Source organism: Haloferula sp. BvORR071, from assembly GCF_000739615.1.
In the GTDB taxonomy this organism is placed as follows: Bacteria; Verrucomicrobiota; Verrucomicrobiia; order Verrucomicrobiales; family Akkermansiaceae; genus Haloferula.
Genome location: NZ_BATP01000016.1, coordinates 62555 through 77294, shown reverse-complemented (window position 1 = coordinate 77294; position 14740 = coordinate 62555). Strand labels below are relative to the sequence as shown.

The 14740-nt window shown below is 64.4% G+C and carries 9 protein-coding genes; 7 read left to right on the top strand and 2 right to left on the bottom strand.

Annotation, left to right across the window (positions count from 1 at the left end; all coding sequences use genetic code 11):
• The first annotated feature begins 10 nt into the window (after positions 1-10).
• Genes BV071_RS07790 through BV071_RS07780 form a run of 3 tightly spaced genes read left to right on the top strand, consistent with a single transcriptional unit; the run spans position 11 to position 1618 of the window.
• Entirely contained in the window at positions 11-499 is a 489-nt protein-coding gene (locus tag BV071_RS07790) for a DUF4190 domain-containing protein (protein ID WP_075090862.1), read from the top strand.
• Positions 500-524: 25 nt separating this feature from the next.
• On the top strand, positions 525-1214 hold the full coding sequence (locus BV071_RS32650; RefSeq protein ID WP_052573033.1) for a GYF domain-containing protein: 690 nt from the start codon (positions 525-527) through the stop codon (positions 1212-1214).
• Entirely contained in the window at positions 1211-1618 is a 408-nt protein-coding gene (locus BV071_RS07780) for a DUF2752 domain-containing protein (protein ID WP_035604549.1), read from the top strand. Before BV071_RS32650 ends, BV071_RS07780 begins: the two co-directional genes overlap by 4 nt.
• On the opposite strand, the gene BV071_RS07775 is transcribed toward BV071_RS07780, so the two are convergent.
• Both BV071_RS07775 and BV071_RS07770 read right to left on the bottom strand, forming a co-directional pair.
• Complete coding sequence (locus tag BV071_RS07775; RefSeq protein WP_035604546.1) at positions 1596-2201, bottom strand: riboflavin synthase; 606 nt, start codon at positions 2199-2201, stop codon at positions 1596-1598. The genes BV071_RS07780 and BV071_RS07775 overlap by 23 nt on opposite strands.
• A gap of 12 nt (positions 2202-2213) precedes the next feature.
• Positions 2214-3884 (bottom strand): putative Na+/H+ antiporter, encoded by a 1671-nt coding sequence (locus BV071_RS07770; protein ID WP_265594195.1) that lies wholly within the window; start codon positions 3882-3884, stop codon positions 2214-2216.
• A gap of 77 nt (positions 3885-3961) precedes the next feature.
• Between BV071_RS07770 and BV071_RS07765 the strand changes: the two genes are divergently transcribed.
• The 4 genes from BV071_RS07765 to BV071_RS07750 all read left to right on the top strand — a co-directional run bounded on the left by BV071_RS07765 (position 3962) and on the right by BV071_RS07750 (position 14734).
• Positions 3962-4888 carry a thioredoxin family protein gene (locus BV071_RS07765; protein ID WP_035604544.1) on the top strand — a complete coding sequence of 309 codons (927 nt, stop codon included), beginning with the start codon at positions 3962-3964 and terminating at the stop codon, positions 4886-4888.
• A gap of 173 nt (positions 4889-5061) precedes the next feature.
• A complete protein-coding gene (trxB, locus tag BV071_RS07760; protein ID WP_035604537.1) occupies positions 5062-5988 on the top strand; it encodes a thioredoxin-disulfide reductase in 927 nt (308 codons plus the stop codon).
• Between the two features lie 1016 nt (positions 5989-7004).
• A complete protein-coding gene (locus BV071_RS07755; protein ID WP_035604535.1) occupies positions 7005-9551 on the top strand; it encodes a delta-60 repeat domain-containing protein in 2547 nt (848 codons plus the stop codon).
• Entirely contained in the window at positions 9548-14734 is a 5187-nt protein-coding gene (locus BV071_RS07750) for a hypothetical protein (RefSeq protein WP_035604532.1), read from the top strand. The genes BV071_RS07755 and BV071_RS07750 overlap by 4 nt, the downstream gene beginning before the upstream one ends.
• The last annotated feature ends 6 nt before the right edge of the window (positions 14735-14740 follow it).

The following is a 14740-nucleotide window of genomic DNA, read 5'->3' as shown; positions in this document are numbered from 1 at the left end:
GGATTGGTTCATGCCACAGTGGTACTACGGTTCACCGGCTGGACAATCGGGTCCGGTGGAGGAGCGCCAGCTCCGCGAGATGATCGCCAGCGGTCATCTCGTGCCGGAGACCTTGCTGTGGCGGGATGGACTGAAGGACTGGACCCGGCTGGATTCTCTGCCGGAACTCCATCAGCTTCCGTCGGCGCCCTACGCTCCGCCGGGCATGCCCTATGGTGCCTATCCCGGCTATCCGCCCCAAGCTCCTACCAGCAATCTGGCGATCGCCAGTCTGGTCTGTGGGATTGTGTCGCTCTTCTTCTGCTACCTCAGCGCGATACCCGGGATTCCCGCAGTGATCTGCGGGCATCTGGCCCTGTCGGCGATGCGTAATTCGCTCTTTCCCGTCAGCGGACGGGGCATGGCCATCGCCGGATTGGTTCTTGGCTATCTCGGGATTCTATTCACCCTCGCTATCGTCGTCATTGCCGTGATCGGCATCATGCAAGCATCGCCGTGATCGTCGCCCTCAATTTGATCAAGTCATGAACTGGTATTACGCGAAGAACGGTGCCCAGCAGGGGCCGGTGGCCCTCGAAGATATGAAGTCGCGGATCGCGATGGGGGAGATCGCCCCCACCGATCTCGCCTGGCGCGAGGGCATGGCCGATTGGATGCCGGTCTCGAGCATCGCTGAACTGAAGGTGGAAGCCGCACCGCCGCGTCCGGAAACGGGCCCGTATGCGGCTCATCCCGGCCAAGCTCAACCGACACCCGTGGCGACAGCTGCGCCCGAGCAGCCCTACCGTGCTCCGCAGGCTGCCCCCGCCCCAGTACCCGCCGCCTATCAGGGGGGGCAGCCCCCTTCGCAAGGCTTGGCGATTGCCGCCTTGGTCTGCGGTATCCTCGCCTTGGTCTCCTGCTGCGTCGTTGGCTTCTTCAACCTGCCGCTCGTCATCGCCGCGATTGTCACCGGTCACCTCGCGATCGCGAAGATCAAGGGCAATCCCACCGCCTATTCCGGTAAAGGGATGGCCCGGGGCGGCCTGATCACCGGCTATCTCGGTTTGCTCGGTGCCATCGTCATCGGAATCTTCATCGCGAAGGTCGGAAGCATGGATCCGATCAAGATCGAGAAATGGATCGAGGACTTCACCGTCGAGCACGCTCCGCCGGAGAAGCAGCAGGAGATTCGCGACCAGTTTGAACAGCAGCGCAAAGCCCGCGGGCAGTGAAGTTACGCCTCCGGCACCCATGGTCCTGGCTAGCCATGGCCGGGGTGTCCGGCGTCGTCTTGCTTGAATTCGCCTGGCCGCAATTGGTCAGGCTGCTGCCGGGCTGCGGCTTCCGCCGCATGACCGGGCTCTACTGCCCGGGCTGCGGCGGCACGCGCTGCACCGACCACTTGTTGCATGGCGATCTCCCGGGAGCTCTCGCCATGAATCCGCTGGTCGTGTTCCTTTTTTCCGTGGCCGCGGCGGTGCTTGGCATCGCCGTGGTCCGGGAATGGCAGGGGCGACGCGATGCGCTGCCTCAAATCCCCGCCTGGCTGGCCTGGTTGGTCACGGGCTGCGTGATCACTTTCGCGCTCACCCGTAATCTACCCTGGTGGCCCTTCACTCTGCTCGTCCCGCACTGAAGCCGGCCATCAGCTTCGCCACGTGCTTGGCCAGCATGTCCGCCTCCAGATTCACCCGCCGCCCGGCCTTCAGCGCCGGCAAATGCGTCGCGGTGTAGGTGTGAGGCGTGATCCAAAACCGCGCCCGGCCCTCCTTCAACTCCGCGATGGTCAGCGAAATCCCGTCCACGCACAGCGAGCCCTTGTCGATGCACAGCCGCTCGATCTCCGGCGGCAGCGCCACATCGAAGACATGATCCTGCCCCTGCGGAGTGACCGCCAGCACCTCGCCCGTCGCGTCCACATGCCCTTGCACGAAGTGCCCTCCAAAGCGATCCCCAGCCCGCAGCGCCCGCTCCAGATTCACCACCGATCCATCTGTTAGGTCACCCAGCGAAGTCACCGCCAGCGTCTGCGCCAGCAAATCGAAATCAGCCCCAGCGGGATCCATCTCCGCAACCGTCAAACAGCAACCATTCACCGCGACGGACTCGCCCATCTCCAGCTCCGCCGCGAAGGGGATCTCCAGCGAAAGCCGCGCCTGCTCCCCGCGCCGCTCCAGCGAGCGCACACGGCCTGTCGTTTCTACCAATCCGGTGAACATGAAATCTGGTTCTTAGTGCGTTTCCGCGGGGACAGGTGCCACATAGCCCTTCTCCTTCTCCGGCGCAAACATGGCGTCGATTCCCCGGTCGGGAAAGTAGATCATCGCCGCCGCCACGATCAGCGTTGGAATCAAGGCCGCCAGCGCCAGCTTCAGCGGCGACACCCCTTCGCCGAAGAAACGCCCTAACAGCGCCTGCCCCGCCGGGTTCGGCGCATTCGCGATCACCGTCAAGCCGCCGCCGGTCACCGCGCCCGCCAGCACCGCATACTTGAGCTGCGCCGGCAGGCCCTCCACCTGGCTCGCCAGGAAGGTGATCGCCGCGTTGTCGTTGAAGGAAGTGAGAATCGTCGAGCCCGCGAACAAGGCCTCCTTCCCCAGGCTGCTGATCACCGGAGCCAGCCACCAGCCCTGCAAGCCGCCGTGCACGACCAGTCCGGCCAAGAAGAAACCCACCAGAATCGGCCCCCGCAATTGGATCTCATGCTGGTGATGTGCCGTTGCCTGTGAGAAGGCCAGGAAGAACAGGAAGCCACCGATGAACAGCGGCGGATCATGCGCGAAGAACACCGTCCAGCCCATGAAGGCCAAATGCGTGAGCGTGACAAACAGCGGCACCGGCCGGTCCTTCTCCTTGAGATCGCCCACACCATCGCCGTCGTGGTCGCCCGCGCGCTCGCACATTTCCGACAGTTCCTTCCGGAAGCACGCGAAGTAGAGCAGGCTGGATGCGAGGACCGCGACGATCGCCTTGTCGCCGTAGTGCAGCAGCATTTCCTGCGTGCTCAGTCCCCACTTCGCCGCCACCATCAGCACCGGCGGCGCGGCGAAGTTCGTCAGCACCCCGCCCACCGAGACATTCACGAACAACAAACCCAGCGTGGCATAGGCGAACTTCGGGCTCGGCCGCAGCCGGTAGAACTTCTTCGCCAGCAGCATCGCGGCGATCGTCATCGCCCCGGGCTCGGTGATGAAGGACCCTAACAGCGGTGCGACAATCAGGATGGAAAGCCACCACGCCGCCGGCGTTTCCTTCCCGAAGCGCGCGAAGAAGCGCAGGCAGTTCTCCGCGAAGCGCAGCACCGGCCGGGTCGAGGCCAGCGCCATGATGATCACCACAAACAGCGGCTCGGTGTAGTTCACGTGATGCCCCACGTAGCTGCGCACCGTATCGAGATCGTAGAACCACAGCATCGCGCCTAACAGGACCAGCACCCAGATCCCGAAGATCGCTTCCACCTCGCCCAGGAAGTGCAGCATCGTGCCCTTGAAGCTGACCATCTCGTGGGCCTTGGCACCGCCACGCTCCTTGCGCACTCGCTCGTCGTGATCGTGCTGCACCTTGTGCGCATACTTCGTGATCGGCACCGCCAGGAAGGTATGCAGGATCGCCAGCACGAAGATCACTGTCGCCACCAGAAGGAAGGGCTCCTCCTTGACGCGGAAGGCAAGCTTCGCCCCGATCGTCTCCAGCCCCGCCGCTTTCTCCTGCTGCGGGAAGGCCGCCATCGACTCGATGAACTTCGGCGCCTTCGCCGGCTCCGCGGCCATTGCCAGCCCGGGTAGCAAGAGCAGGACGAGCCAGATCAGCAGTGGGAATCTCTTCATCGCGTCCGCGCCATGCTCCGGCCCGATCCACAGTGGGGCAAGGGAAACCGGCCCGGCAGGGCGGGGGACCGCCATCCGCATGGGATTTTTACGCAGGGCCGCCCGCCTCCCTCGGATTGCATCCCGCCGTCGATCTGCCTAGCGTTCCGCCCATGAAACCCAGTCACCGACTGATTTACCTGACCGCAGCCCTCGCCCTGGGCTCCTGCGCTGGCAGTAAAAAGGAGGATTCCGCTGCGGCAAACAACGGGTTCGGCCCCTCCGGCATCCCCATGCACCTTCGTGGTGGCGGCATGGAGGGCGGCACGCCGATTGCGCCCGGCGGCAACCAGCAGGACAAAGCTGCCGCGGAAATGCTGGCGAAGCTGAATTACACGGACGCCGACCTCGCTTGGACCGATCCCGACAACGCCGACGCGGATATTCCGAAATTGAGCCAAGTGATGGCCGGTGCCACCTCGGGCACCAACTGGGGGGAGGATGAGCCGCGAGCGCTCCGCATGGCGCGCCGGGAGGGCAAGCCGCTGATGGTATGGTTCACCGACAGCAAGAACAGCGCCGCCTGCAAGACGCTCAGCGACCAGCTCCTGAACAAGCCCGAGTTTGAATCCTGGGCCAAGGAAAACACCATCCGCTTGGTGGTCGACCTGAATCCCACCAGCGGCAAGGACATCGATACCAACAAGCGCCTGCAGCTCAATAACCGCGAGCTGAAGAAGAAATACAACGCCCGCGGCTTCCCCACGATCATGGTCATCGCCGGCTCCGGGGAGGTGATCGGCCGCTACACCGGCTACCGCCGGGGTAAGGAGGACTTCCTCTGGGGCCAGATGAAGCAAGGCGTCTCGATCGCCCAAGAGAAACAGAAGACCTGGCGGGCCTCCTTGGAAAAGAAGGGCTACCGCGAGTGGTCCGACCACCAGGGGCGCACCATTTTCGCCAAGCTGGCCTCATACAATGACGGGAATTTGATCCTCGCGGAGCCGGACGGCCACCGCGCCCAGACCGGCGAGCGCTACCTCTCCTCCGAGGATCAGACCTGGATCAAGGAGCAGAAGGCCGCCCGGGGCATCCAGTGAGCCAAGCCGGGAAGGGGCGGCGATCCCGGGATCTGAAATTTCAAATTTGAGATTCCAAATCCGGGAATACTTCCCTCTGCCCTCCACGATTTCCCGCCCCCGGTGGTTGACGCCGCGGCGATCCCGCCGGAATACTCCGCGGCCCCGACTCCCACTACGACTTTCGCAGGACCATGGAAAACGTCATCATCATCGGCACCGGCTGCGCCGGCTACACCGCGGCCATCTACACCGCCCGTGCCAATCTGACCCCGCTCATGCTCACCGGCACCCAGCCGGGCGGCCAGCTCACCACCACCACGGAGGTCGAGAATTTCCCCGGCTTCCCGGAAGGAATCATGGGCCCGGAGCTGATGATGAACATGCAGAAGCAGGCCGAGAAATTCGGCGCCCGCATCGAATACACCAACGTCGAAGGCGTCGAGAAGCGTGCCGACGGCAGCTTCCTCGTGAAGACCTCCTCCGGCGATCGTGAGGCGAAGACCGTGATCATCGCCACCGGTGCCGCTCCGAAGCACCTCGGGCTGCCGAATGAAAAGCAGCTCATCGGCCGCGGCCTGACTTCCTGCGCGACCTGCGATGGTGCCTTCTACCGCGACGTGCCAGTGGCCGTCATCGGCGGTGGCGACAGCGCTGCGGAGGAAGCCACCTTCCTGACCCGCTTCGCCAGCAAGGTCTACCTCATCCACCGCCGCGAAGAGCTGCGTGCCTCCAAGATCATGGCCGATCGCGCCCTGGAGAATCCCAAGATCGAGCCGGTCTGGAACTCCACCGTCACCGCCTACCTCACCGACGAAGCCGGTGAAGTCCGCGCCGCCGCGATCAAGAACCTCGTCACCGGCGAAGAGAGCGAACTCGAATTGAAGTGCGTCTTCGTCGCCATCGGCCACGTCCCGAACAGCGCCTTCCTCGGCGACCTCGTGGACAAGGACGAGAACGGCTACATTCTCCAACAAGCGGGCCGCACCGCGACCAAGACCGCCGGCCTCTTCGCCGCCGGTGACGTCGCCGACCATTACTACCGCCAGGCAATCACCGCCGCCGGCCAAGGTTGCGCCGCCGCTCTCGAAGCCGAGCGCTACCTCGCGGACCACGAGTGAGGTAGGGCAGGGGCAACAATCCCTCGCAGCCGTCACCAAGCGTTCGTAGTCCCGCCTTCAGGCGGACGAAGCGACCCTAGTAGCCCGCTCCACGGACCGCCCACCGGGTGTGCTGGCTCGGATCCGCTACAGATGGGGATCTGGCTTGCCATCCTGCGTGCCCCCGTATGAAAGCCGCAGGCCCTCGGACTGCTGCGGTAATCCGCAGCTTTCGAGTGTATCTTGCGGTTCGCCTGCGCGATCGGAATGAATCAGCCCAAGCGCGCCGCCAGCGCCGGAGCTGTGGCCCGCCCTCGCCCCCGCGTCCTCCCACCGCGGCCCCGCCGCCTTGGACTGCGCGCAACCCTGTTGCCGCTTTCGGCAGGCAACCCTGTTGCCGTGAAGAACCGCGCGGCATCTACCTCACCCGGCGTGCTCCCCAACTCCACCACAGCGCCCCACCACCCGCAGCGGAACGTCTACGCCGTTCCGGCTGGGCAGGTTTACCCCAAATCCTGCCACACCTCCCTTCTCGCGTCCTCCCTCCCGCCGCGGCCCCGCCGCCCTCGGACTGCTGCGATCATTCGCAGCTCTCGAATTCATCTAACAGCTCGCAGCCCTGCCGGAAAGAATCAGCCCACCCGCTCCGCCACCTCAGACCTCTACGCCTCCACTTCGCCCTCAATCGGCAAGCTTAGAAGAGTCCTTGTCTTCCTCCTGCCTTCCTCCTGTTAAAAATCCCTCCTCCCAACCCCAGCCCAAACCCACCGATCAACACCAACAAAGAATCCCACAACCGGATCTTAATCCGCGTAAATCCGTGCGAATCCGTGGTTCCTCTGCCTTCCCACGAAAAGCCCGCTCGGAACAGCAGACCGAACCAAAGCAAGAGAGACCCTGCGTTTTGCAACCTGCCCGCCCCCCCGGAATCTAATTGAATCCCGGGCCCCAAACCGCTTCCCTAGGCCTCGGATAGTCTTGCTGTCACCCCCCGCCCGGCATGCCCCCTTCGCCGCCGGACGGCAACGAAGATTCCGATGAAACCTGTGCCTGCTCTCCCCCCGGCGGCGCGCGCCCTCTGGCGTGCGTTCCTCTACCTCTGGCTCGCCGCGCTCTCATCCGCCCAAGCCCAGACCTCCACCCAGATCGCCGATCTGCGCATCCGCGGCGATATCCGCGCGATCCAGCCGATGCCCGATAGCAGCTTCGTTCTCGGTGGCATTACGAATTACTACAACGGCACTCGCGAGACCCAGCTCCTCCGCATCCAATCCAACGGCACCCGCGTAGCCTTTCCCGTCACTACGAATAGCGCCGTAACCACCATGGTCCACGCGGCCCCCTGGCTCTACCTCGGCGGCGGCTTCACCGTGGTGAACAACACCAGTTGCCCCTTCGTCGCCCGCGTCAATGACACCACCGGCGCCGTCGATGCCACCTGGCGCCCCGCACCGAATGGCGATGTCATCAGTCTAGCCATGGTCCCAGGGCAGGGGCTCTTCATCAGCGGCGCTTTCAGCGATGTCGGCGGCCTGCCTCGCCAGCAACTCGCCTTGGTCTCCACCACCGGTACGGGCAAGCCCGACTCCTTGTGGAAGTGCGATGCGAATGGCCAGGTGGACCGCATCATCGCTGCGAATGGCTGGCTCCACATCGCCGGGCGCTTCACGCAATTGGGCGGCACCACCGTCTCCTACCTCGGCCGCGCCAGCCTCAGCAGCGGCGCAGCCGATAACACCTGGCGACCCGCACCGAACTTCCAAGTCTACGACATCGCCCTTGATGCCACCCACGTCTACTTCGGCGGCTCCTTCACCCAGGTGGGTGCCTCCTCCACGAAGTTCCTCGCCCGCGCCAATCTAACCAACGGCACCTCCGACTCGAATTGGAAGCCCCAGCCCGACCGCTTGATCACTCGCTTGGCGCTGGCGGATAGCGCCATCTACGCCGCCGGCGACTTCCGCAATATGGCTGCGGCGAATGGCGTCCGCGAGATCGCCCGCGTCCTCAAGACCGGCGCGGTGGATGTCTCCTTCGTCCCGCAGATCGAGGGGGCTGTCATGGCCATCGTGCCGGATGGCGCACAAGGCGTCTGGGCCGGTGGCCGCTTCGATTCCGGTGCACTGGCAGGCTCCGGCTTCGCGCAATTCCCACAAGCATTGGGCAGTGCCGCACCGACCTATCCCGGCGAGATCGAAGCCGCAGGCAAGGTGCTGGTGATGAAGTTGGAGACTGGTGGCGGCTCGTGGATCGTCGGGGGCGACTTTGACCGCGTGAATGGCACGACCCGCCGCGCTGCCTTCCGCCTCAGCACCGCCGGTGTCATCGACAGCACCTGGAACCCGAACCTCAAGGGCAACTACCCGATGGTCACCGGCGCGGATAACTTCACCGCCAGCAGCGACCTCCTGCTCGCCGGTCAGTTCGAGATGCCGGATGGCCTCTACAATTGCATCCGCGTGAACTCCACCACCGGCATTTGGAACCCGAGCTTCCACCCGCAGCCGGACAATCTCGTGAGTTGCCTCATGAAGCACGGCACCGGCTGGATGATTGGTGGCAATTTCAAATTCGTGGATGGCTTCACGCGGCCAAACCTCACGCGCTTCGATGCCACCGGGGCGATTGATGGTACCTTCGAGCCGCTGCCGGATGGCGCGGTGCATTCGCTGCTGGAAATCGACGGCGAGGTCTATGTCGGCGGCGAGTTCAACACTTTCGGTGAGGGGCAGAACCTCAGGGTCGCACCTTACCTCGCTCGCCTGATCGGCAATGCTCCCGATATCGCCTGGCAGCCGCGCCCGAACCAAGCGGTCTTCTCGCTGGCGAATGATGGCAACTTTATCTTCGCCGGTGGCCGCTTCACCCGCATGGCCCGCACGCCGCGGGCGAATCTCGCGCAGCTTCCGCTCGGCGGGGCAGGCACCGCGACCGCATGGAATCCCGCGCCTAACAATGCGGTGAACATCCTCCGCATCAACAACGGCGCGCTCTATGTCGGCGGTGCCTTCGACACGATTGCGAACTTCGTATGGCGGCGCATCGCCCGCTTCCCGCTGCCCTCGCTCGCACTGGATACTTCCTTCCAATCCACCGCGGAGGATGGCGAGGTCACCTCAATCGTCTCCGATACCGGCACCGGCCTGATGGTCGGTGGCAGCTTCACCGGCTGGGACAATGTTTTCACCAAGCGGGGCCTGATCAAGATCTCACCCTCTGGCGGCGGGCCTTCGCTTCTAACAATGCCACCGCCTCCGCCCGAGGAAACCAGCGATCTCTACCTCGCCTACTTCGGCAGTGGCACGAATTGGCTCTGCCCAGCACAACCTTTGCCTCCGGTCGAGGGGCCGGGGATCGAGTGGACCGAGAGCCAAGTCGAGGGCCGGCCGGTGGCCCGCGTCCAGTGGTCCACCGATCTGCAGCAGTGGCATGAAAGCGGCGACACTGCCGATGGCATCACCCGCATGATCACGATCGAAGCGCAGGGCGACCTCCGGATCGCCCGCATCACGCCCGCGCCGCAGCACGTTTACTTCCGCTTGATTCTCACCGCTGGCGAACCCCCGGCCGCTCTTCCGCAATGAACGCCCTTCGCTCCCTTCTCGCCAGCGTTCTTGCCAGCCTCGCGGTCGCCTCCGCCGCGCCGCCGGTGAATGACAACTTCGCCTCCGCCACCGCTGATACCAGCACCTTCTGGCTTGCCAGCGGCACGCTCCACGAGGCGACCAGCGAGGCCAATGAGCCGATCCTCAATGGCTACCCGAATGGCCAGACCATCTGGTGGAAATGGACCGCCAAGGACACTGCGACCTACCGCGTCCGCACTTGGGGCAGCGAGGCGGACGTCATGCTCGGGCTTTACCGCGGCACCTCGCTCGATGACCTGCGCTTGATCTCCTACGCCTCCTCTCACTTCGAGCGGGCCCATTCAGCGCAGGCAAACATGGATGTGGTGTCCGGGAAGACCTACTACATCCAGGTCCTTGGGACGGATAATCTCTCTCCCACCGCCACCGCCGACGCGCTCTTGCCCTCACGGGTGCAGGTCTCGCTGACCCGGGTTTCCGGTGCTCTCTTTCCGGTGAATGACAACTTCGCCTCGGCCTCCCCGATCAGTGGGACGGATACGGAAGTTTTCGCAACCAACAGCCTCGCCGGTTCTGAAGCCGGGGAGCCGCTGGGCATCGCGGGGAATGCGGGCAATACGATCTGGTTCAACTGGACCGCACCCGGCAGTGGCACTTACAGCATCGATACCCAGCGCAGCGACTTTGACAACATGGTCGCCGTTTACACCGGCGCTGCGGTCAACAGCCTGACCCGCATCGATTATGCCAGTGACACCTTCGGTCTCGCGCTGGGCCAGGCCTTCGGCGGTGGCCGGGTGAATTTCAAGGCGGTCTCGGGCACGACCTATCGCATCCAGCTCCAGGGCGCGGTGGTCAATGGCCTCGCCGAGCACGGCGTCTGCCGCCTGGCGCTCAAGCAGGTGTCGGCACCGATCAATGATGACTTCGCGAATGCCACCACCCTGACAGGAAGTGCGCCCTCCGGCGATGGCTGGACCACCTACGCCACCCGCGAGGCCGGCGAACCGGCTGCGGCGATGGATGAATCGAAGTCGATCTGGTGGAACTGGACCGCCCCCTCCACCGGCGTGCTGGCCGTCGCGATGATGGAAGGCACGGTCGAGCCCTTCACCGGGGCCTCAGTCAATGCTCTGACGCTCTTGCCGACCGACCCGCGTTCCGGCACCCGTCCCACGCTCGGCGCGGTGACCTTCTTCTATCAGGTCACTTCCGGCACCGTGGTGCGCCTGAGGGGAGGGGATGAATACAACCGCGTCCGCTTCTCGCTGCGGATGATCCAGTCGCCTGCCCACGACGACTTCGCGAACCGCCTCCTTCTCTCCGGTCCGACTGCAACGAATACCACTGATCTCGAATTCGCGAGCTGGCAGAACAATGAACCGGGCATCGATGGCCTAGGCCCGCCGACCGTCTGGTATCGCTGGACCGCGCCTTCCACGGCACGCTTCGTGATCGATAGCGCTGGCAGCGTGCAGTTCAACCGCGTGAAGGTCTTCACCGGCACTGCACTGGATTCCTTGGTCAGCGTTGGCAGCGAGAAGATTGGTTCGACTGCGGGCAATACCTTCGGCCGCATCCTACTCGATGCCACCAGCGGCACCGAGTATGCGATCCAGCTCCGCCGTGAGAACAACTACAACGGCAGCTCGAAGCTGAACATCCACGCCATCGCGGTTCCGGCGAACGACAACTTCGCGAACGCGATCAACATGACCGGCAGCGCGTGGACAGCCAATGGCACGAATGTAGATGCCAGCCGTGAGGATGCCGGTTCCGAACCACTTTCAGGCCTGAGTGATCCATACGCTTCCTCTACGGTGTGGTGGAAGTGGACCGCACCGGCAGCGGGCCGCTACCGCGTTTCACTCGCGGGTAGCAGCTTCGATTCCGTGCTGGGGATCTACACCGGCAGTGCGCTGAACGCCTTGACCAACGTGGCGAAGGATCAATCGGGCGGCTGGAACAGCAGCGGCGCGCTCTTTCTGAATGCCACCAACGGCACCCAGTATTTCTTTCAGGTGGATGGCAACTCCTTCCAGGAGGGCAGCGTGCAGCTCTCGCTGGCCCCGGCGGTCGCTCCACCGAATGATGCCTTCGCGAACCGCCTCGTTCTCAGCGGTGCCGCGGTAACGGCAAGTGGCACCGTGACCGCTGCCACGGCTGAAGGGGGCGAGGTTGCGATTCCCAGCGCCGCCGGAAATTCCGGGCACTCGGTGTGGTATGAGTGGACTGCTCCTTCCAGCGGCAAGGCTCTGATCCGCGTGACAGCCCCGCGCTTCGCTCCCGCTTGGGGGATCTACACAGGAACGGCGGTCAACTCGCTCTTTCCAGCCGTGACCTTGGGCTCTGGTGCTCCCTCTGCCACCGAGGCCCAATCGCAATTCGGCGTTACGGTCAGCTCCGGCTCGATCTACAAGATCGCCGTCGATGGCAATCCGACTGACACGGGGAACTTCACGATCTCCATCACCATGTCCGCCGCGCCGCTGAACGACAACTTCGCCGCGCGCACGCTGATCAGCGGCAATGTCGTGCGGACCAGTTCCGACAATGTCGGCGCACGGAATGAAGCAAGCGAGCCTGTCCATGCGGGCACCGCCGCCACCAACTCCGTGTGGTGGGAGTGGACCGCAGCTGCCAGCGGCCCCGTGACCCTCGACACCAATGGCAGCACCGCCTCTCCGCGCCTGGCCGTCTACACCGGCAGCGCGCTTGCTTCGCTTTCACCGATAGCCTCGGCCGCCACTGCCGCTCCATTCACCACGCTCAATTTCACCGCGGTGGCAGGCACCAGCTACAAGATCGCCGCGGACTCCACAGACAGCACCCGCGGCTTGATCATCCTCAATCTGGTCACCGCTGCCGCCGCACCCGCGAATGATGCCTTCGCCAACGCCATTGTCTGGAATACCGACCAAGCCGAGTCCTTGGCCTATCCGCGCGGTGCCAGCTTCGAGGCCAGCGAACCCGCGCCCGGCGGTCGCGCCGCCGCGAAATCGCTGTGGTGGGCTTGGACTCCGCAGACCACCCGCCACGCCCGGATCTGGATGGAGACGGAAACCACCGGTCTGCTCGCGCGGATCGCGGTCTATCGCGGCTCGGCCTTGAACAGCTTGGTCCCGATCACCGCGCAAACCTCGGATGCTCATTGGGGCCGTCTGGAGTTCGATGCCCTTGCCGGGGAAACCTATCGCATCGTGGTCGATACTCCTTCTGCGGTCGCCGACCCGGGTTGGGTGAAGCTCGGCGTGGTGCCGGTGAATGGCAATCTGGACAACTCCTACCTGATCGCGCCCACTGCCAATCCCTTCACCGTAAACACCACCGGTGCCTACGAGGTCGACAGCGTCCAGGCACCGACCGCCCGTCGCACGCTCTGGTGGGCCTGGACCACCGATGTTTGCGTGCGCATGGAATGGCGTGCCGTCGGCGTTCCCGGTAGTGGCACCACGGTTTCTGTGACCAATGCCGGCTCGGGACAACCCGTGCCGGGTTCGGGTGATGTCTCCATCACCTTCGATGCGGTGCCGGACGTGCTCTACTTTGTCAAGGTCTCCACCTTGGCTCCCGGGCCGGTGGATGTGCAGCTCCGCGAGTCTCTCGCTCAAGCCCCACCGGCGAATGACCGCTTCTACAGCGCGCTGGCGCTGTCAGGCGATTCATGGTCGATCCCGGTGACTCTCGGCAATGAGACGGAGAACCGTCTTTATTGGCGCTGGACCGCGTCCACCGCCGGTATCGCGGAGCTGAAGCTTTCGGGTGCCTTGGCCGAGTCGGATGCCCTGCTCGCCTTTGCCGATGGCGAAACCAGCACAATGACCGCAGGAGCCAGTCGCACCAATGGCGGTGCACCGACGCTGCGCCTCAAAAGCACCGTCGGGCAGCAGTGGGTCTTCGTTTCCCAATCGAGTCTGCAGCGAACCCGTGCCGCCACACTTTCACTGCTCGCTCCCGCGCCGGGAGCAGCGCCGGCGAATGACAATTGGGAAAACGCCCAGGTTCTCGCCGCGGCCTTCGGCACGATCAATGGCGACATCACCAATGCCTCCTGCCAGCCCTTCGAACCCGACCACTCGAACTCGAATGGCACCGGCAGCGCCACCCAGTTCCCGCCCGGCCGCTCGGTCTGGTATGACTGGACCCCATCCACCACCGGCCCGGTCAGCCTGCGCTTGCAATCGACCGCTTCGCTCGCCCTGCAGCTCTATCGCGGCAATACCCGCCAGCAGTGGCTCACCTCGGGCTTCCTCGCGCCGGGCGCCCCATCATTTACGGCAAACGTCGTAGCTGGCCAGACCTACCACATCGCGGTCGCCACCCGGCCCTACAACGAGACCACCTCGAGCTTCGCGCTCTCTCTCGGCGGCCCGGCGAATGATCTCTTCGCCAATGCCAGCACCCTCAACGGCAGCAGCGCCACCGACAGCGTGGAAAGCACCGGCGCCAGCATCGAAACCGGCGAGCCCGGCTATGCCACCAGCCTAAACCCCTCCAAGGCCAGCCTCTGGTGGAAGTGGACCGCACCTAACAGCAATGGCGTCTGGGTCGATACCCTCGGCAGCGAATACGACACCGTCCTCACGGTCTTCACCACCGATCCACCGACCATCCCCGCGATCCTCACAGAGAACGACAATGCCTCCACGCTTCCCGGCGCCGGAGCCAGCCTGGTCGCCTTCAAGCCGGTGGCGGCACAGACCTACTGGTTCCGCCTCACCCGGGCAGCAGGGGATACAAGTGTCAGCGGCATCGCCCGCATCAATCTATCCAGCACCGCTCCCATCGCCGATCCCTGGCAGCGCTGGCTCGCCGCCAACCCCACACTCAGCGGTCCAAACGCCCTCGACACCGCCGACCCGGACAACGACGGCGTCAGCAATCTCATGGAACTCGCTCTCGGCAGCAATCCGCTCGCCGGAACCCTCTTCCCGATCACCCAAACCATTACCCCCCAAGGCTTCCAGGTAGAGGCCCTCCTCGACCGCACCGCTCTATCAGGCCTCGCCGGAGTAGCCCCGATCGACGCCTCCTGGCAGGTCTCCTACGACCTTAAAACCTGGCTCCCCGGCCCAGCCGCCACCATCGTCGGCACCCAAGGCAAGCTCACCCGCGAACGGATCACGCTCCCATGGAACGGCCCCCGCTTCGCGAGACTCGTAGTAACCCGCACCCATTAGGTGCTG

Coding starts and splice junctions, on each gene's coding strand:
- BV071_RS07775 (WP_035604546.1), bottom strand. CDS start 2,201: ATGTTCACCGGATTGGTAGAAACGACAGGCCGTGTGCGCTCGCTGGAG.
- BV071_RS07770 (WP_265594195.1), bottom strand. CDS start 3,884: ATGGCGGTCCCCCGCCCTGCCGGGCCGGTTTCCCTTGCCCCACTGTGG.
- trxB (WP_035604537.1), top strand. CDS start 5,062: ATGGAAAACGTCATCATCATCGGCACCGGCTGCGCCGGCTACACCGCG.
- BV071_RS07765 (WP_035604544.1), top strand. CDS start 3,962: ATGAAACCCAGTCACCGACTGATTTACCTGACCGCAGCCCTCGCCCTG.
- BV071_RS07790 (WP_075090862.1), top strand. CDS start 11: ATGCCACAGTGGTACTACGGTTCACCGGCTGGACAATCGGGTCCGGTG.
- BV071_RS07755 (WP_035604535.1), top strand. CDS start 7,005: ATGAAACCTGTGCCTGCTCTCCCCCCGGCGGCGCGCGCCCTCTGGCGT.
- BV071_RS32650 (WP_052573033.1), top strand. CDS start 525: ATGAACTGGTATTACGCGAAGAACGGTGCCCAGCAGGGGCCGGTGGCC.
- BV071_RS07750 (WP_035604532.1), top strand. CDS start 9,548: ATGAACGCCCTTCGCTCCCTTCTCGCCAGCGTTCTTGCCAGCCTCGCG.